Genomic DNA, 17369 nt, shown 5'->3' with positions numbered 1-17369 from the left:
TCCTGCAGAGCTACAGGGGGACGTCCGCCCGCCGCGGGTCGCACCACGAGGAGCCGCTCGGCGTCCGGCTGAACTGCTCGTCGTACAGGCGCTTGTAGAGACCGCCGGCGGCGAGCAGCTCGTCGTGGCTTCCCTGCTCGACCAGGCGTCCGTCCTCGAGGCCGAAGATCACGTCGGCGGAACGGATCGTGGAGAGCCGGTGCGCGATCGCGATCGTGGTGCGGGAGCGGGTGGCGCGCTCCAGCGCCTCCTGGACGAGCCGCTCGGTCTCGGTGTCGAGCGCCGAGGTGGCCTCGTCGAGGATCAGGATGCGCGGGTCCTTGAGCAGGACCCGGGCGATGGCCAGGCGTTGCTTCTCGCCGCCGGACAGGCGGTAGCCCCGCTCGCCGGTGATCGTCTCGTAGCCCTCGGGGAAGCCCATGATCCGGTCGTGGATGTTGGCGTCGCGTGCCGCCTGCACGATCTCCTCCGAGCTCGCCCCGGGCCGCGCGTAGGCGATGTTGTCGCGGATCGTGCCGTGGAAGAGGTACGGCTCCTGGGTCACCATGCCGACGGCGTCGGCCAGGGAGGAGAGGGTGAGGTCGCGGACGTCGTGGCCGTCGATGAGGACCGCACCCTCGGTCACGTCGTAGAAGCGCGGGACGAGGTACGTCGCCGTGGTCTTGCCGCTGCCCGACGGGCCCACGATCGCGGCGAGCTGACCGGGCTCGACGACCAGCGAGACGTCGTCGAGCGCCCAGACCGGCCCTGCGGGCCGCTCGCCACCCTCGGCGTCCTCGCCGTCCGTCGGGATCCGGACTCCCGAGTCACCGAACCGGTCGCGGCCCACCGCGCCCGACAGCGCGCGCGGCTCGGGATAGCGGAAGCGCACGCCGCGGAGCTCGACGCGCCCACGCAGCCGCTCGGGGTCCAGGGCCACCGCGCCGGGCCGCTCGGTGATGGCGGGCTCGAGGTCCAGATACTCGAAGATGCGGCGGAAGAGCGCCAGCGACGTCTGCACGTCGAGAGTGACCCGCATCAGCTGCAGCAGCGGCATCTGGAGCCGGCTCTGCAGGGTCGTGAAAGCGACCAGGGTGCCGGCGGTGAGCGTGTCCGCGCCGACCGGCACGTTGCCCGTGATGATCCAGCCCGCCACGAGGTAGATCAGGGCCGGAGTGATCGCGAAGAAGGTCTGCACCATCGCGAAGAAGGTGCGCCCGGTCATCGCCTGCTCGACCTGCAGCCGGGTCTGGCGGCGGTTCGCCTCGCGGTACCGCTCGACCTCCGACTCGGCGCGGTTGAAGACCTTGGCGAGCAGGATGCCGCTCACCGAGAGCGCCTCCTCGGTGATCGCCGTCATCTCCGAGAGCGACTCCTGGGTGCGCCGGGCCAGCCGCTGCCGGGCCCGGCCGACCCGGAACTGCAGGCCGATGAAGAGCGGCATCAGGAACAGCGTCAGCACGGTGAGCTGCCACGACAGCACGATCATCGACACCAGGGCCGCCGTGACCGTCACGGAGTTCTGCACGATCGTGGTCGCGGTGTCGGTCAGCACGGTCCGCACGCCGGCGACGTCGTTTGCGAGCCGTGACTGGATGGCGCCGGTCTTCGTGGCGGTGAAGAACGCCAGCTCCATCTTCTGCAGGTGCTCGAAGAGATCGCCCCGCAGGTCGGCCATGGCGGAGTTGCCGACCGTGGAGGTGAGCCACATCTGCACGATGCCGATGAGCGCGGCGACCACCGGGATCGCGCACATGCCGGCGATCAGCCAACCCAGCAGCTCCAGGTCCGGGCTGCCGCCGTCGAGCGGGAAGAGCGCGTCGTCGAAGACCGCCCGCGTCAGGAAGGGGACCATCGCCTGCAACGCGGCGGCGGCGAGCACGGCCACGAGGACGAGGGCGATCTTGGCGCGGTAGGGGCGCAGCAGCGACGCGATCCGCGGCAGCACCGGCTCACGCCCGCGCAGGTCGGCGGTCGTCAGGTGGGTCACCACCGGGCTCCGGCGGGGCATCAGGCGTCCCGCCCCGCGGGTGCGTCCGGCGCTCGGTCCCAGCCGGCGCCCCACCGCCCGCGGTGGGCGACCTCGCGCCACGGCGTACGACGGCGACGGCTCGCCGAGCCCTGCGCGCCCGTGGAGCGCGGCGCGGGGTGGCCGACGGTGATCGCGCCGATCGGGTGCGGTGCCTCCGCCTCGGGGGTGTCGACGAGACCGAGCCGCTCCTTCACCGCGTCCACGCGGTCCGGGACCAGCCCGAAGAAGCAGGCGCCGAGACCCGCGTCGGTCACCGACTGCAGCAGCAGGAGCGAGGCCATGGCGGTGTCGAGATGCCAGTAGGGCATCGCCCACCGGCCTTCGTCGCGCTGGTGGAGCCCGGCGCGGAGCTTGTCGGGCTCGGCATAGCGGTCGAGATAGGCGTCCCGCCGGCCGCACGGCACCACGACCACCGGCGCGCTCATCATGCCGGCGAGCCAGCGGTCGGGCGTGCCACCGGGAGCGGCCGCGTCGGTCTGGGCCGCCCAGAAGTCGCGCACCGCCTCCGGAGTGTCGAGCACGATGAACGTCCAGCCCTGGGAGAAGCCTGCGCTCGGCGCGCGGGTGGCGTGGTCGAGCGCCCGCTCGAGGACCGCGGGGTCCACCGGGTCGGAGGTGTACGCGCGCGTCATGCGGCGTCGTCGCACCACCTCCGTGAACTCCACGCGGCCAGCCTAGGGGTGGCCGGGCGCGGCGCGAGCCGAGCGGGCCTCGAGCCGCGCGGCCGGGCCGCAACCTGAGGTACCCGGTGTGCGCGGATAAGGCAGTTGTCCGATGTGAGGGCCTACCTCAGGAGACGAGTCTCTACGTCATGAGCAGCAACTACTTCCTCAACGCAGAGAACGAGTACCGCCGCCAGCAGGCGGCCCGTGGGATCGCCGCCAGCCGGGCGGGGCGCAGCCGCTCCTCGTGGCTGCGGCGCATCGCCGCCACCGACCCCAGCATCGAGCGTCGCTCGCGCTGACGAGTCGCCCGCCTTGCCCACCCTGTCGGTGGCGGACGCCATGATGGTGCCCGTGGCCGCACACAGCAGCCTGACCATGGTCGGGCGTGACACCGAGCTCGCCGAGGCGGTCGCCGTGCTCGACGACGCCGTGAGCGCCGCCGAGTCCGGGACCCCCCGGCGGGCCGTGCTGCTGTCGGGCGACGCCGGCGTCGGCAAGACCCGGCTGCTGCGGGCGCTGCGCGACCACGCGCTGGAGGCCGGATGGCAGGTGCTGGCCGGGCACTGCCTGGACTTCGGCGACAGCGCTCTTCCCTATCTCCCCTTCAGCGAGGTCCTCGGTCGGCTCGACGCCAGCCATCCCGACCTGGTCGAGGCGGTCGCCGCGGTCCACCCCGCGCTGCGCCGGCTGCAGCCCGGGCGACGGGCCCGGGTCGTGGGCGAGGAGAGCGCCGACGAGCACAGCCGCGGCACGGACCGCGGCGACACCTTCGTGGCCGTGCACGCGCTGCTCGATGCGGCGGCCACCGAGGCGCCGGTGCTCCTCGTCGTCGAGGACCTGCACTGGGCCGACCAGTCCACCCGCGACATGCTCGGCTTCCTGTTCACCCGGGCGTTCTCGCGGCCCGTCGCCATCGTGGCGTCGTACCGCTCGGACGACCTGCACCGGCGTCACCCGCTGCGCCGCCAGGTCGCCGAGTGGTCCCGGCTGCCGCAGGTCGGACGGCTGGCGCTCGGACCGCTTCCGGCCGAGGCCGTGCGCGCGTTGGTGCAGGAGCTCGCACCGAGCGGTCTCGACGAGCGGTCGGTCACCCGGATCGTCGAGCGCGCGGAGGGCAACGCCTTCTTCGTCGAGGAGCTCGTCGCGTCCGGGTCGTGCGCGGACGGCGACGTGCCGGGCGACCTGGCCGACCTGCTGCTGGTCCGGCTCGACCGCCTGTCCGAGGACGCCCGGCACGTGGTGCGGGTCGCCAGCGTCGCCGGGCGGCGCGTCACCCACGACCTGCTGGCGGCCACGGCCGACCTGCCGCCCGACCAGCTCGACGCCGGCATCCGGCAGGCGGTGGAGATGAACGTTCTCGAGGTGGGCGGCCATCTCTACTCCTTCCGGCACGCCCTGCTGGGCGAGGCGATCTACGACGACCTGCTGCCCGGCGAGCGGGTCCGGCTGCACGCCCGGTACGCCGCCGCGCTGTCCAGCGGCGCCGCGCGCGGGACCTCCGCCGAGCTGGCCCTGCACGCGCGTCGCGCCAACGACCTGGACCGCGCGGTGACGGCGAGCATCGAGGCCGGTGACGAGGCGATGGCCGTCGGCGGGCCCGACGAGGCGGCCGACCACTACCAGCAGGCCCTCGAGCTGCTCGAGGACCCGGAGCGGGTCGCACGGCTCGACGTCGACCATGCCCGGCTGGTGGTGCGCGCCGCCAACGCGCTCATCACCGGCGGCAACGCCGTCCGGGCAGGGCAGCTCGTCTCCGCGCGCCTGGCCCAGCTGCCGCCCGACGCCCCCGATGCCGACCGCTCGCGCCTGCTCAACACGCTGGCCGAGGTGCTCGCGATGACCGAGACCGAGCTGGACCCGGTCGAGGTGTCCGCCGAGGCGCTGGCGCTCGCGCCCGAGGGGGAGAGCCCGCTGCGCGCGAAGGTGCTGGCCAACCACGCCCGGATCCTGGGCACCTACCGGACCGGCGAGCAGGACGCGGCCGAGGCCTTCCTCACCGAGGCGCTCGCCCTGGCCGAGCGCCTGGCGATGCCCGAGCTCGCCTCCGACATCGTCACCACCCTGAGCGGGCTGCGGGTCAAGGCCGCCGCGGCCTCCGAGCAGGACGCGCTGCGTGCGGCGCTCGAGTCGGCGGTGGAGAGCGCCATCCGCGCCGGGGCCTTCCAGGCCGAGATACGGGGGCGCTGGCTGCTCGGCCGCTCCTACCAGGACTCAGGCGACTGGGAGCAGGCCGCGCGCTGGTTCCGCTCGGCGATGGACATGGGCGAGAAGGCCGGCCTGGTCTGGGCGCCGTTCAGCATCGAGTCGCGCTGGCAGCTCACCTGGATCAGCTATGCGCTCGGCGAGTGGGACGACGTGATCGCGCTCGTCGACGCCGTCGACGGGCTCAGCGGCCCGCCCATCCCCCGCGGGATCATCGAGCCGGCCCGGCTCTCGGTCCTGGCGGCGCGCGGCGAGGACGTGCTCGACCGGCTGCTGCTCCTGCGTGGGCTCTGGGAGGACGAGGGCGGCATCGCCGTCTACAGCTCGGGCGTGGAGATCCAGGTCCACGGCTCGCGGGGCGACGCCGCCGCGGCGATCGCCTCCTACGACCACGTCATCGAGGTGCTCGGCCGGATCTGGGGCGAGTACTTCGGCGGCCGGGTCCGCCTGGCCGCCATGACCCTCGCCGCGATCGCGCGGGCGCTGCCGCAGGCCAGCGCCGCCGAGCGCCGCAGCCTGGTCGGCCGGGCCGACCGGCTCCTCGCCGACGGCGAGGCGGTCCTCGCCGCCATCCGCGAGCGGGGCGGGCCCTGGGGCCCGGAGGGGCGGATGTGGTCCGACCGGCTCGTCGCCGAGCACCACCGGGTCCACTGGATCGGCGCGACCGACGCTCCCGGCGGACCCGACGGCGTACGCCGAGACGCACTGCTCGCCGCCTGGGAGACCGCGCTCGACGCCACCTTGAAGGTCGGGCACGTGCCCGAGCTGACCCGGGTGCGCGCGGCGTACGCCCAGATCCTCCGCCTCGCCGGCGAGACCGCTCGGGCGCGCGACGAGGCCGAGCAGGCGCGCGCCCTCGCCGAGCGGCTCCGCGCGCCCGACCTGGTCGCCGAGCTCACGCCGGACACCGGCGTCGCTCGGACTCCGGCGGCGAGCAGCCACAGCGGCGGCGCCGCGCTGACCCCCCGCGAGCTGGAGATCCTCGCGCTGGTCGCGGAGGGACGCTCCAACGGCGAGATCGGCAAGCAGCTGTTCATCAGCACGAAGACGGTGAGCGTCCACGTCTCCAACATCCTCGGCAAGCTCGGCGCCGCCGGCCGCACGGAGGCCGCCGCGATCGCCCGGCGCGAGAAACTCCTACCGTAGTCGGGTGTGCTGCGGGTCACCGCGGCGTAGCGTCGCCACGGTGACGACCACGGGATCCCGACCGGCCGACCCGGCGCAGGACGACACCCTGCCGCTCACCATGCGCCGCTTCCGACGGATGAGCGTCGTGGGCGGCGGCGATCTGCCGCCGGTGCCGCTCGACCGTCTGCCCCCGGGCCCCCGGTGGCCGGCCCTGGTCCAGACGGTCGCGCTCATGCGCTTCCGGCACCAGTTCCACCCGTGGCTGCAACGCAGGTACGGCGACGTGTTCACCGTCAACCTCATCCCCGGGAACCGCCCGCTCGTGCTCTTCGCGTCCCCGGAGGCGACCAAGGAGATCTTCGGCGGTGACCCCGAGGTCTTCCACGCCGGTCGGGGCAACGCGATCTTGGGTCCGATCATGGGCGAGCACTCCCTGCTCCTGCAGGACTCCGGCGAGCACCACCGCGCCCGCAAGCTGCTCATGCCCGCCTTCCTCGGGCACGCCCTGCGCGGCTACCGCTCCCTGGTCGCCGAGGTCGCCGCCGACGAGGTCGGACGGTGGCGCGAGGGCGAGGACTTCCGCGCGCTCGAGAGGATGAACGCCCTCACCCTCGAGGTGATCCTGCGCGTCGTGTTCGGGGTGACCGACGACGAGCGGCTGGCCCGGCTCCGCCCGGCCGTCAACCGGACGGTCGAGATCAGCCCGGCGATCCTGCTCGGCTGGGCCTACCCGCGCCTCCAGCGGCTCGGTCCCTGGCGGCGTACGGTCGACAACCAGGTCGAGCTCGACCGCCTCATGTACGCCGAGATCCGCGAGCGCCGCAGCGCCGCCGACCTGGCCGACCGCTCCGACGTACTGTCCCGCCTGCTGGCGGCGCACGACCCGGAGGCAGCGCCCGGCGAGGGCGGGCTGTCCGACGTCGAGCTCCGCGACCAGCTCGTCACCCTGCTCCTCGCCGGTCACGAGACGACCGCGTCGGCACTCTCGTGGGCGCTCGTCGAGGTCGGGCGCAACCCCGACCTGCTGGCGCGCACCCAGCGTGCGGTCGACGAGGGCGACGACGCCTGGCTGGAGGCGGTGCTCAAGGAGTCGATGCGGCTGCATCCCATCATCCCGATGGTCGTGCGGACCCTGATGGAGGACGCGACCGTGGGCGGCTGGGAGCTGCCGCGCGGCACCACCGTCGGGCCGTCGATCATCCTCAGCCACCAGCGGGAGCAGAGCTTCCCCGACCCCGAGGTCTTCCGCCCGGAGCGCTTCCTGGGCGACGACGTGCCCCCGCTGACGGTGTGGATCCCGTTCGGCGGCGGCGTGCGCCGCTGCATCGGGGCCGGGTTCTCGCTGATGGAGGGGGTCGAGGTGCTGCGCGCGGTGTTCGGCGCGTACGACGTCGCCGCGGTCGGCACCGACGTGCCGAAGGTCCGCAACATCACCAGCGTCCCGCGCCGCGGCGCGCGGATCCGGGTCCGGGCGCGCTGAGGCTCACGCGGCGGCGCGCGGCACCAGGCGAACGGTCATGGCGACCTCCTCGAAGAGGTCGCAGTAGTCCGCGTAGTCGGCGCGGGCGACGGTGCACGTCAGCGTGACGCCGAGCCCGTCGCGCAGCCATGCCCACTGGTCGCACACCACGTCGACGCCGCCGAGGCGGTGGGAGAAGCGGAGGTAGGCGGCCGGCTCGCCGTCGAGGTCGACCAGGTCGGCGTCCTCGACCTCGAAGGCGGCCAGCTGGGCCGCGAGCGCGCCGACGGCCTCCTCGCGCCACGGCGCGAGGGGGAGCGCCGCGTCGACGGGCGTGGTGTGGAGGACCAGCTCCGGCGTGAAGCCGGACGTGGCCGCCGCCGGCGCTCGGGCCAGCAGGGCGACCCCGGGGACCGGGCTGTCGAGGGACGACCAGCGGCGGGGGACGCTCACGGAGACGGCGGGCGGGCCGCAGGGCTCGGCTGTGCGGGACGGGACGGATGCGATGACGTGGCTCATGACGACAGCCTCGGCCGCGCGTCCCTGGGGACAAACCTCGCTGCATCGCCCCTGTGGACGACAGCGTGCGGCCGGATGTCGGTGGCCGCATCTAGCGTCGGCGCATGGCCATCGCACGCAATCCCCAGTTCGTGATCGACTGCCCGGACCCGAGAGTCCTCGCCGAGTTCTACGGCGCCCTGCTCGGCTGGAGGTCGAGCGTCGACGACGACGGCTCCTGGGCGACGGTCTCCTCCGGAGACCACCACATCCACCTGCAGCGGGTCGAGGACTTCCGCGCGCCGGAGTGGCCGAGCCAGGAGGTGCCGCAGCAGGTCCACCTCGACGTCGACGTCGACGACCTCGACGAGGCGGAGGCCGCGACCCTCGCGCTCGGCGCCACCAAGCACCCGCACCAGCCCGGCACGAGCTTCCGCGTCTTCCTCGACCCCGCCGGGCACCCCTTCTGTCTGTGCCGGTCGTGAGCCGCCGGCTCAGCGGGAGAAGCGCTCGCGGACCTCGTCCTCGGTGAGCCCGTAGTCCGCCAGGTCGTAGCGGTGGGAGGGGCGCCGGGGGCCGCTGCGCGACTCCTCGTCGAGCCGACGCACGGCCTCCTGCGCCGGCTGGCTCCAGGTGAGCCCGAACGCGTCGTAGATCGCGCCCACCGTGCCCACCGGGTCCTGCACGAACGCCCGGTAGTCCACGTCGAAGAACTGCCGCTCGTCGTACTTCTGTCGCGCCTGCCAGAACGCGTCCCACTGCCGGCCCAGGTGGCCGAGCTGGTCCCGGCCGAGGGTCTCGCCGACGAAGGTCGTGGAGTGTCCGGCAGTGGCCTCGGCCGAGAGCGAGCAGGCGGAGGCGACCGACGTGACCGGGTCGCGCTGGGTCATCACGACGAGCGCGTCCGGGTAGACCGTCAGCAGGGCGTCGAGGGCGATCAGGTGGGAGGGGTTCTTCAGCACCCAGCGCCGGTCCTGGTCCTGCAGGCCGATCAGCTGCAGGTTCCGCCGGTGCCGCTCGTAGGCGTCGGTCCAGTCCTGGGTGGCCAACCAGCGTGAGTACGTCGGGATGTGGGCCAGCGACTCGAAGCCGAGTGACTTGCCGGTCTGCCGGAGCACCCGCCAGCACTCCTCGGGCTCGGTGGCGTCGGAGTAGTGGATGCCCATGAACTCGGGGTTGGTGACGTGATGCTCCCGGAACGCCGCCTGCATCGCGGTGAAGACCGGGTCGTCCTCCCACGTCTCCCGCGGTGGCCGCGGCTGGGGGAACTCGGTCAGCCACATCTCGAGCCCTTGGTGGGCCGGGTCCGCGCAGAGCAGGCGGCTCAGCGCGGTGGTGCCCGTCCGGGGGAGGCCCAGCACGAAGAGCGGGCGCTCGATCGCGACGTCGGCGTGCTGGGGATGCTCGGCGAACCGGGCCTGGGTCAGCAGCCGGGCGACGAGGGCGCTCTTGACCTGGGAGCGCATGAAGTAGTTGCCGACCCCGGTCAGGCCCGCGTCCGCCGAGCCCAGGTCCTCGACGAGGATCCGGAAGGCCTCCTCGTGACCGGGGGCGTCGGCGAAGCCGAAGTCGGTCAGGCCGGTGGTGCGCGTGGCGGCCGCGCAGATGTCCTCGAAGGTGCCGACGTCGACGCGCTGGCGGGGCTCGCTCATCGACTCAGGCCCGGAACTCGCCGCAGTCGACGTTGAGCATCACACCGGTCACCGCCGAGGCCAGGTCGGAGGCCAGGAACAAGGTGGCGCGGGCCACCTCGTCGGGGGTGGCCAGGCGCTTGAGGTCGGTCGGCGCCGCCTTCTCGGCGTACACCTCCTCGTGCGTCCGTCCGGTCTCCTGCGCGATCCAGTCGAAGTAGGCCTTGTTGACGTCCTCGTAGATGTACGACGGCGCCACGCTGTTGACGCGGATTCCCCGGGGGCCGAGCTCGGTGGCCAGCGACGACGCCAGGTGCTCGAGGGTGCCCTTGGACAGCTTGTAGCCGGAGTACTCGGGCTGGCTGCTGTAGATGACGCAGGAGTTGACCATGATGACCGAGCCGCCGGGCTTCTCCTCGGTCTGCGCGAGCGCGTCCGCGAAGAGCGCGGAGAGCCGCAGCGGGGCGAAGACGTTGGTCTCGTTGGCGTTGCGCAGGCCGTCGAGGTCGAGGGTGCTGATCGGGTCCATGGGCGGGATGCCGAAGGCGTTGTTGATGAGGCAGTCGACCCTGCCGAACTCCTCGAGCGCAGCCTCGACGAGCTGCTTGCGCTGGTCCTCGTCGGTGATGTCCGTCGGTACGACGAGCGCGCGGCGACCGTAGGAGCGGACCACCTCCGCCATCTTCTCCAGCCGCGCGGGGGTCCGGCTGGCGAGCACGAGGTCCGCACCCATCTTCGCGGCCTCCTCGCCGAGCGCGCGGCCCAGGCCCGGCCCGACGCCGGAGAGCACGACGACCTTGTCGGTCAGCAGATCCACCATCGCCGGTCCTTTCGGTCACTGAGGAGCTCGTGAGGGACGAGCGAGCGACACGAAGTGTAGAACGTGTTTCAGTTTTCGGGAAGGGGGCGCCCGGCTCCGGGTCGTCGTACTGCGCACGGAATAGTCGGCGCCGACGATGGTTGCAACCGGGGTGAGCATTCCCAGCATCGACCTCAACGACCAGACCACCATCCCCCAGTTCGGCCTCGGCGTCTGGCAGGTGCCGCAGGAGGACACCGAGCGGGTGGTGTCCGACGCCTTCGAGATCGGCTACCGCCACGTCGACACCGCCCAGATGTATGGCAACGAGGAGGGCGTCGGCGCCGCCATCGCGCGTTCGGGCCTCGCTCGCGAGGAGCTCTACGTCACCACGAAGCTCAACAACAACCGGCACGAGCCCGCCGCTGCGAAGGACTCGCTGAAGGTCTCCCTCGACAAGCTCGGCCTGGAGAAGGTCGACCTCTTCCTCATCCACTGGCCGCTGCCGACGAGGTACGACGGCGACTTCGTCTCCACCTGGGAGGCGCTGCTCGAGCTGCGCGAGGCCGGCCTGACCACCTCCGTCGGCGTCTCGAACTTCCAGCCCGAGCACCTCGACCGCATCGTCGAGGCGACCGGGGTGGTGCCGGCCGTCAACCAGGTCGAGGCGCACCCGTACTTCGCCAACGAGGCGGTCCGCGCCGCGACCGCCCGCCACGGGGCGCGGGTCCAGGCGTGGTCGCCGCTCGGTCAGGGCGGCGGCGAGCTGACCGACCCGGCCGTCACCGCCCTCGCCGAGCGGCACGGCAAGACGCCGGCCCAGGTGCTGCTGCGCTGGGCGCTCGACCGCGGCGACATCGTCTTCCCCAAGTCCCTGAGCAGGACGCGGCTCGCGGAGAACTTCGAGGTCTTCGACTTCGCGCTCACCGCCGACGAGGTCGCCTCCCTCGCCGCCCTCGACAAGGGCGAGGCGGGTCGCCAGGGCCCGAACCCGGACACCTTCGACTGGATCCCCGACTGATCCCCCGCGAGGTGTGAGTCGTGGGCCCGCGAGGTGTGAGTCGTGGGCCCTCGAGGTGTGAGCTGTGGGGGTACGGATCCGCATCCTCGATGCCCCGGGGTTCACACCTCGCACCCCCGGGGCTCGCACCTCGCGCCCCCGCGCGTCACACCTCGTCAGCTGATCATCCGGCGAGCCACGGCGCGCTGGCGGGCGGCGATCCGCGCGGCGTACTGCTCGGGCGTCAGCCCGACCAGCCCCGGCAGCCGCTTGGCGACCTCGCTGACCGGCATCACCTCGACGCTCGGGCCGTCCTCGGCCGACAGCCCGCGGCTGAGCTGCTGCCAGCGCAGCATGACCGGGCCCGTGCGGTGGCCGGTGGTCTCCAGCCAGTTCGCGGCCGGGGCAGGGGAGCCGTCGAGCAGGGCGGGAGGCTGCTCGGAGATCACGAAGCGCATCGCCCCGTCGGGGTCGGTGAGCGCCTGCGCCTTGGTCAGCGACGTCTGGTGCGTCTCGTAGTCGGTCGAGGCGTACCAGTCCGAGCCGATCTGGATCGCCTGGTAGGTGCAGTCGTCGCAGCGGGGGACGGTGACGACCATCGCCTCGTCCTCGGCCAGCTCGTAGTGGCCGATCGACGAGAACTGCGACGAGAGGCCCCCGGGGGTGGAGGCAGGCGCGGTCAGGGTGTTGACCGGCTCCTTGTACTGGAAGAAGTGCGGGAAGGCGAACCACGTCTGGATGGACCCGGTCAGGGACCGCGCCGCGACCTCGTACCTCTTGCGCACGACGTCCTCGGTCAGCGCGCGGCGCGGCCGCCCCAGGGTGTCCACCCGCTCGATGGTCAGGGTGCCGCGCTCCTCGGTGTCCCAGTCGTTGAAGACCTCGCGCACGATCAGCGTCTTCGCGCCAGGCTCGGCGACGTAGGTGAACTCGAACGTGCCGTCGGGACCGATCTCCAGCTCGCGCTCGTCGAAGGCCAGCAGCGAGGTAGCCGCCGAGTCGGCGCTGTAGGCGCCACCCATGACCTGGAACGAGAGGTCGGCGGACGTGCCTCGACGGCCGCGGACGACGTACTCGACTCCCTCGCGGAGGTAGGCGTGGAGGTAGACCGCGTCGGGGTTGTCCAGGCCCTGGCGGGAGAACTGGTGCGTCGGGTTGATGAAAAGCGGCTGCTCGAGGTCGTAGTCGAAGGCGGTCTGCATCGCCATCCGGATCCGCCCGGCGAGGTAGTCGTAGCCCTCGAGCCGGTCCGCCTCGGTCGTGATGAAGGGCGCGTTGGCGATCAGCTCCTCCGCCTCGGCGATCGCCTCCTGCAGCGGCCTCGTGAGCCCGAGCGCCGCGCTCATCAGCCGGCCGCCTTGGCGATGATGTTCTCGGCGTACTGCTCGAGGTGCTTGATCTTGGTCTCCAGCGGCTCGGTGTCCGGCCCCTTGATGTAGGGCACGCGGAAGCCCACGATGCAGTCCGTGACGCCCTTGTCCTCGAGGCGCTTGATGCCGTCGAGGGTGTAGGCGTCGTAGGAGATGACGTGCACCTCGAAGTCGTCCCGGGTGTCGCCCTCCTCGGCGCGGATCTCCGCCAGCCGGGTGAGCAGCCGGTCGAGCTCCTCGCCGTCGCCGCCGGCGTGCATCCACCCGTCCCCCTTGCGTACGGCGCGGCGCAGGGCCGCGTCCGAGTGTCCGCCGACGAGCAGCGGGATCCGCTCGGTGGGCGCCGGGCACTGCTGGAGCGGCTCGAACTGGAAGAACTCGCCCTGGTAGCCGAAGAAGGTCGGCTCGTCGCCGGGCTGGGTGAGCCCGCGCAGGATGTCGATGCACTCGTCCATCCGCTTGCCGCGCCGCTCCCAGGGGACGCCGAGGGCAGCGAAGTCCTCGGGCCACGGCGAGAGGCCGACGCCCAGGCCGAGCCGGTTCTTCGACAGGTGGGCCAGGGAGGAGGCCTGCTTCGCCACGAGCACGGGCGGCCGGATCGGCAGCTTGAGCACGAACGGCGTCAGTCGGAGCGTCTCGGTCACCGCGAACAGGTGGGCGCACAGGATGAAGGTCTCGATGAACTCCTTGCCGAGCAGGAACTCGCGGTCCCCGGTGTCGGTGTAGGGGTACTTCGAGTCGGACTCCTGGGGGTAGATCAGGCTGTCCGCGATCGTCATCGAGGTGTAGCCGGCGGCCTCGCAGGCCTGGGCGAGCGGGGCGTAGTAGTCGGCATGGGTCATGCCCTCGGCGAAGGAGAAGCGCATGGGCTCACAGTAGAACGTGTTCTAGATCTGTGCCAGAGTGAGAGTCATGCCCGCCACCAAGCCGAAGCCGAACGGCCTCGACCGGCCGATCGTCGCCCAGCTCATCAAGTACGGCGCCAAGGCGAACGTGGCGGTCTACCGGCTGACCAACGGGCGGGTCGGCGCGACGTGGCGGATCGGAGCGGGCTGGAGGAAGCCGGTGCCGGTGCTGCTGCTCGATCACGTCGGTCGCAGGAGCGGGAGGCGGTTCACGACGCCGCTGCTCTACCTGGCCGACGGGCCGGACCTGGTGGTCGTCGCCTCGCAGGGTGGGCTGCCCCGGAACCCCCAGTGGTTCCACAACCTCGTCGCCAGCCCGGAGACGACCGTCGCCGTACCCGGGGAGCGCGACCGTGCCGTGCGTGCGCGGGTCGCCGGCCCCGAGGAGCGGGCGCGACTGTGGCCGCGGCTGGTCGACCTGTACGCCGACTTCGAGAGCTACCAGGCCTGGACCGACCGCGAGATCCCGGTCGTCGTCCTCGAGCCGCGCTGACCGACCCGAGACCGAGTCCCCCGAGGAGAGTGCTGTGGACGTCCAGGAGCTGATCGACCGCGCGGAGATCGCCGACGCGCTTACTCGTTACACCCTCGCGATCGACGAGGGCGACTTCGACCGTCTCGACGCGGTCTTCGTCCCGGACGCGCAGATCGACTACACCGAGAGCGGCGGCGTCGCCGACAGCTACCCGGTGGTGAAGGCCTGGCTCGCCGAGGCGCTGCCCGGCTTCTCGACGCACCGGATCCACATGCTCGGTCAGGTCGCCTGCGCCTTCGCCGCCGGCGGCGACGAGGCCGAGGTGACGGCGTACTTCCACAACCCGATGCGCGTCTCGGACGGCGCGGGCGGGGAGCGGGTGGTCGAGGTCGGCGGACGCTACGAGCACACCTTCGTGCGCACGACCGACGGGTGGCGCTCGCGTCGGCTGCACGAGAAGGTCGTCTGGACGCGCGGTTTCTGATTTCTTCGGGCCGTCTGGACAATGGGCGGGTGAGCGACCACCAGCAGCCTCCTGCCGACCGTCCCGTGCTCAACGGACTGGTGGCGCTGCTCGCGGTCGCGGTCGGCGTGGGCCTGATCCTCGCCATCGTGGCGCTCGTCGGCACCAAGGTGCTCGGCATCGGCGGCGACGGCGGGGACGCGGCCGACGGCGCGAGCGCCCGTCAGTCGATGTACCTCCCCTCGCCGGTGGAGACCGACGAGGCCTCCGGGCCGCTCGTCACCCTCCACACCGAGGACCCGGACGAGCCGGAGGGGTCCGAGGGGGCCGAGCTCCCCGACGAGGAGCCGACCACCGAGCTGACCAGCGAGACCGCGGCCGCCGGCGAGATCTCGCTGCAGGCCCTCGCGACGACGGTCGCGAGCGGTGAGCGGATCTACTTCAGCGGGGTGTACCCCGGCGGCGAGGGCGCGATCTTGTGGGTGCAGCGCTTCGAGAACGGCGAGTGGGCGGACTTCCCGGCGAGCGTCGGCGTCACCAACGGGACCTTCTCCAGCTACATCTTCACCGGCGTCAGCGGCGTGAACCGCTTCCGGGTCGTCGACCGCGACAGCGGGACGATCAGCAACGAGATCAGCGTCACCGTCGGCTGATCGGCCGATCGCCCGCCGTGATCGTCACCGTCGACCTGTTCAGCGCGGCGACCGACACCCGTGCCGGCGCCGGCGCGGCCTTCGCCTCCATCGCCGAGCAGCGCGGCTGGGGGATCGACGGCCGTGCCCTGTACGACGTCTGGGACCGCCACAACAAGGAGCTCCAGCGACGGGCCCGGCCGCCGTGGACGTTCACGCAGGTCTCGCGGATGGCGCTGCGGCGGGCCTACGCCGAGCTCGGCCTCGACCCCGGCCACGCTGGCGCGGACCTGGCTCGCCTGCACGACGGGATCGGCGCCTGGCCGCTGTGGCCCGATGTCGCCGACGGCCTGCGCCGAGTCGCCACGGCCGCCCGGGTCGGCCTGCTGTCGAACGTCGACGACCACCTCGCGCGGCGTACCCGGGCGGCGGCACTGGTCGACCCCGACCTGTTGCTCACCTCCCAGCGGCTCGGTGCCTTCAAGCCGGACCCGGCGATCTACCTCGCCGCTGAGCGCGCGGTGGCGCCGGAGCGACTGGTGCACGTCGCGGCGTCCGGGCGCGACGTGCGCGGCGCGCTGGAGGCCGGGATCGCCGTCGTCCGGCTGGCCCGCCCCGGCCACGCGGTCGACCCGGAGGGGCCGCCTCCGCTGGTCGAGGTGAGCGACGCGCGCGAGCTCGCGGCCGTCGTACGCGACCTGTAGCCGCGCGCCTCAGGCCGTGGGGACGACCAGCAGTGCCCAGGCCACGAGCGGAGCCGCGACGACGATGGACATGCCCCACTGCATGAGCCGTCGGAACACCATCTCCCGCTGGTCGGGGTCGGCGTTGGCGACCACGAGGGCGCCGTTGGTGGAGAACGGGCTGCAGTCGACGACCGAGCTGGAGATCGCCAGCGCCGCGATCAGGGCGATCGCGTTGACCTGGTCGGTCAGCAGGAAGGGCACCGCCAGCGGGATCAGGGCGCCGATGATGCCGGTGGTCGAGGCGAAGGCCGACACCACGGCCCCGATCAGGCAGATGAGGAGCGCCGCCACCAGGGGCGAGCCCACGTCCGCGACGGCGTCGCCGAGCCAGTCGACGACGCCCTGGTTCTGCAGCAGCGTCACGTAGGTGACGATGCCGCCGATCAGCAGCACGGTGCCCCAGCTGATCTTCTCGACCGCTCCCTTGGCCGACGCCGGGAACGCCAGGGTGAGTGCCACCGCGATGGTCAGCGCCGTGAAGCCGACGTCGAGGTCGAAGCCGAGCGCGCCCACCATGAGCGCGGCCAGCCCGACCAGGGTCAGCGCACGCTGGGGGTCGAGGCGGGAGGCGTCGCCCGGGTTGTCGGCACGCATGCTCCGCCGTGCCTCGACCGCCGAGTGCGGGGTGGCCGGAGCGGCACCGCGGGTCGCGGCGTACGACGCCTGCTCGGCCTCCGCGCCGACGGCGACCTCCTGCCGACCCCGGGCGAGAAGCTCACGCCCGCCGAAGGCGAGGTAGGTGATCGCGGCGATGGTGGTGGCGGCGAGGAAGGTGGACACGAACAGCACCCCCTGGTTGCCCGGCAGGTCGTTGGTGTCGACCACGCCGTTGGTGATCGAGCCGAAGATGCCGATGGGGGAGAAGCTCCCGGCCGTCGCGCCCTGCACGACCATCATGCCCATCATCACGGGGTGGATCTCGTAGCGAAGGGCGAAGCCCATGGCCACGGGCGCGACGATCGCGACCGCCGCGGGGCTCACCGCGCCGATCGCGGTCACCGCGGCGCAGACCAGGAACATGGCCCAGGGGACGAGGGCGACGCGCCCCCCGACGGCTCGGACGGCGCCGTGCACGATCCAGTCGACGGTGCCGTTGTTCTTCGCGAGCGCGAACAGGTAGGTGACGCCCACGAGGATCACGAAGAGCCCGCTGGGGAAGCCGGCGAGGACGTCCTCGGTGGTCGCGTTGTAGACCGCCAGGCCGACGACGAAGGACGCCACGAGGGCCAGCGCGCCCATGTTGACGCCCCGAAGGGTCGCAACGAGGAAGACGACGACGAGGACGGCGAGCGAGATCAGCTCGTGGGACATGGCTCTCCCTGCGGGTCGGGGACCGGCCACGGACGTGACCGGCGTCATAGGACGACCCCTGGAGTGTGCCAGTG

Annotated in this window: 17 protein-coding genes; 9 read left to right on the top strand and 8 right to left on the bottom strand. The window is 72.4% G+C overall.

Features of this window, described 5'->3' with window-relative positions; translation table 11 throughout:
- Positions 1 to 10: 10 nt before the first annotated feature.
- Complete coding sequence (locus ACJ5H2_RS19125) at positions 11 to 1990, bottom strand: ABC transporter ATP-binding protein (RefSeq protein WP_408897025.1); 1980 nt, start codon at positions 1988 to 1990, stop codon at positions 11 to 13.
- Positions 1990 to 2676 (bottom strand): nitroreductase family protein, encoded by a 687-nt coding sequence (locus ACJ5H2_RS19120; protein ID WP_408897024.1) that lies wholly within the window; start codon positions 2674 to 2676, stop codon positions 1990 to 1992. The genes ACJ5H2_RS19125 and ACJ5H2_RS19120 overlap by 1 nt, the downstream gene beginning before the upstream one ends.
- Before the next feature lie 146 nt (positions 2677 to 2822).
- Between ACJ5H2_RS19120 and ACJ5H2_RS19115 the strand changes: the two genes are divergently transcribed.
- Genes ACJ5H2_RS19115 through ACJ5H2_RS19105 form a run of 3 tightly spaced genes read left to right on the top strand, consistent with a single transcriptional unit; the run spans position 2823 to position 7486 of the window.
- Complete coding sequence (locus ACJ5H2_RS19115; protein WP_408897023.1) at positions 2823 to 2975, top strand: hypothetical protein; 153 nt, start codon at positions 2823 to 2825, stop codon at positions 2973 to 2975.
- Positions 2976 to 3027: 52 nt separating this feature from the next.
- Positions 3028 to 6024, top strand: a complete 2997-nt coding sequence (locus ACJ5H2_RS19110; RefSeq protein WP_408897022.1) for an AAA family ATPase — start codon at positions 3028 to 3030, stop codon at positions 6022 to 6024.
- Positions 6025 to 6064: 40 nt separating this feature from the next.
- The gene (locus ACJ5H2_RS19105; protein ID WP_408897021.1) at positions 6065 to 7486 is read left to right on the top strand and encodes a cytochrome P450; all 1422 of its coding nucleotides are present in this window, start codon (positions 6065 to 6067) and stop codon (positions 7484 to 7486) included.
- A 3-nt stretch (positions 7487 to 7489) separates the two neighbouring features.
- On the opposite strand, the gene ACJ5H2_RS19100 is transcribed toward ACJ5H2_RS19105, so the two are convergent.
- On the bottom strand, positions 7490 to 7984 hold the full coding sequence (locus ACJ5H2_RS19100; RefSeq protein ID WP_408897020.1) for a hypothetical protein: 495 nt from the start codon (positions 7982 to 7984) through the stop codon (positions 7490 to 7492).
- Between the two features lie 104 nt (positions 7985 to 8088).
- Between ACJ5H2_RS19100 and ACJ5H2_RS19095 the strand changes: the two genes are divergently transcribed.
- Positions 8089 to 8448, top strand: coding sequence for a VOC family protein (locus ACJ5H2_RS19095; RefSeq protein WP_408897019.1), 360 nt, complete (start codon positions 8089 to 8091; stop codon positions 8446 to 8448).
- A gap of 9 nt (positions 8449 to 8457) precedes the next feature.
- Here ACJ5H2_RS19095 and ACJ5H2_RS19090 read toward each other — a convergent pair whose 3' ends face one another.
- Positions 8458 to 9615, bottom strand: a complete 1158-nt coding sequence (locus tag ACJ5H2_RS19090) for a sulfotransferase family protein (RefSeq protein ID WP_408897018.1) — start codon at positions 9613 to 9615, stop codon at positions 8458 to 8460.
- 4 nt (positions 9616 to 9619) lie between these two features.
- On the bottom strand, positions 9620 to 10414 hold the full coding sequence (locus ACJ5H2_RS19085; RefSeq protein WP_408897017.1) for an SDR family oxidoreductase: 795 nt from the start codon (positions 10412 to 10414) through the stop codon (positions 9620 to 9622).
- Positions 10415 to 10565: 151 nt separating this feature from the next.
- On the opposite strand from ACJ5H2_RS19085, the gene ACJ5H2_RS19080 reads away from it, so the two are divergent.
- Positions 10566 to 11414 (top strand): aldo/keto reductase, encoded by an 849-nt coding sequence (locus ACJ5H2_RS19080; protein WP_408897016.1) that lies wholly within the window; start codon positions 10566 to 10568, stop codon positions 11412 to 11414.
- 155 nt (positions 11415 to 11569) lie between these two features.
- Here the strand turns inward: ACJ5H2_RS19080 and ACJ5H2_RS19075 are convergent, their stop codons facing one another.
- Together ACJ5H2_RS19075 and ACJ5H2_RS19070 are read right to left on the bottom strand one after the other, a co-directional pair.
- Complete coding sequence (locus ACJ5H2_RS19075) at positions 11570 to 12739, bottom strand: hypothetical protein (RefSeq protein ID WP_408897015.1); 1170 nt, start codon at positions 12737 to 12739, stop codon at positions 11570 to 11572.
- Entirely contained in the window at positions 12739 to 13629 is an 891-nt protein-coding gene (locus tag ACJ5H2_RS19070) for a TIGR03619 family F420-dependent LLM class oxidoreductase (protein WP_408897014.1), read from the bottom strand. Before ACJ5H2_RS19070 ends, ACJ5H2_RS19075 begins: the two co-directional genes overlap by 1 nt.
- Positions 13630 to 13675: 46 nt before the next feature.
- Here ACJ5H2_RS19070 and ACJ5H2_RS19065 point away from each other — a divergent pair, with 46 nt between their 5' ends.
- From ACJ5H2_RS19065 to ACJ5H2_RS19050, 4 genes are read left to right on the top strand one after another with little or no spacing between them, the layout of a single operon-like run.
- Complete coding sequence (locus tag ACJ5H2_RS19065) at positions 13676 to 14161, top strand: nitroreductase family deazaflavin-dependent oxidoreductase (protein WP_408897013.1); 486 nt, start codon at positions 13676 to 13678, stop codon at positions 14159 to 14161.
- Positions 14162 to 14195: 34 nt separating this feature from the next.
- Complete coding sequence (locus ACJ5H2_RS19060) at positions 14196 to 14627, top strand: nuclear transport factor 2 family protein (protein ID WP_408897012.1); 432 nt, start codon at positions 14196 to 14198, stop codon at positions 14625 to 14627.
- Between the two features lie 29 nt (positions 14628 to 14656).
- Positions 14657 to 15259 (top strand): hypothetical protein, encoded by a 603-nt coding sequence (locus tag ACJ5H2_RS19055; RefSeq protein WP_408897011.1) that lies wholly within the window; start codon positions 14657 to 14659, stop codon positions 15257 to 15259.
- 17 nt (positions 15260 to 15276) lie between these two features.
- The gene (locus ACJ5H2_RS19050) at positions 15277 to 15942 is read left to right on the top strand and encodes an HAD-IA family hydrolase (protein WP_408897010.1); all 666 of its coding nucleotides are present in this window, start codon (positions 15277 to 15279) and stop codon (positions 15940 to 15942) included.
- Between the two features lie 9 nt (positions 15943 to 15951).
- On the opposite strand, the gene ACJ5H2_RS19045 is transcribed toward ACJ5H2_RS19050, so the two are convergent.
- Positions 15952 to 17295, bottom strand: a complete 1344-nt coding sequence (locus ACJ5H2_RS19045; protein ID WP_408897009.1) for an SLC13 family permease — start codon at positions 17293 to 17295, stop codon at positions 15952 to 15954.
- Between the last annotated feature and the right edge of the window lie 74 nt (positions 17296 to 17369).

Source organism: Nocardioides pymetrozini, assembly GCF_046058985.1.
In the GTDB taxonomy this organism is placed as follows: Bacteria; Actinomycetota; Actinomycetes; order Propionibacteriales; family Nocardioidaceae; genus Nocardioides.
This window is presented reverse-complemented; position numbering and strand designations above follow the sequence as displayed.

What these genes read in the sequence shown, in the direction of transcription:
- ACJ5H2_RS19125 (WP_408897025.1), bottom strand. Translation starts at nt 1,990, where the DNA reads ATGCCCCGCCGGAGCCCGGTGGTGACCCACCTGACGACCGCCGACCTG.
- ACJ5H2_RS19115 (WP_408897023.1), top strand. Translation starts at nt 2,823, where the DNA reads ATGAGCAGCAACTACTTCCTCAACGCAGAGAACGAGTACCGCCGCCAG.
- ACJ5H2_RS19100 (WP_408897020.1), bottom strand. Translation starts at nt 7,984, where the DNA reads ATGAGCCACGTCATCGCATCCGTCCCGTCCCGCACAGCCGAGCCCTGC.
- ACJ5H2_RS19095 (WP_408897019.1), top strand. Translation starts at nt 8,089, where the DNA reads ATGGCCATCGCACGCAATCCCCAGTTCGTGATCGACTGCCCGGACCCG.
- ACJ5H2_RS19090 (WP_408897018.1), bottom strand. Translation starts at nt 9,615, where the DNA reads ATGAGCGAGCCCCGCCAGCGCGTCGACGTCGGCACCTTCGAGGACATC.
- ACJ5H2_RS19085 (WP_408897017.1), bottom strand. Translation starts at nt 10,414, where the DNA reads ATGGTGGATCTGCTGACCGACAAGGTCGTCGTGCTCTCCGGCGTCGGG.
- ACJ5H2_RS19075 (WP_408897015.1), bottom strand. Translation starts at nt 12,739, where the DNA reads ATGAGCGCGGCGCTCGGGCTCACGAGGCCGCTGCAGGAGGCGATCGCC.
- ACJ5H2_RS19070 (WP_408897014.1), bottom strand. Translation starts at nt 13,629, where the DNA reads ATGCGCTTCTCCTTCGCCGAGGGCATGACCCATGCCGACTACTACGCC.
- ACJ5H2_RS19065 (WP_408897013.1), top strand. Translation starts at nt 13,676, where the DNA reads ATGCCCGCCACCAAGCCGAAGCCGAACGGCCTCGACCGGCCGATCGTC.
- ACJ5H2_RS19045 (WP_408897009.1), bottom strand. Translation starts at nt 17,295, where the DNA reads ATGTCCCACGAGCTGATCTCGCTCGCCGTCCTCGTCGTCGTCTTCCTC.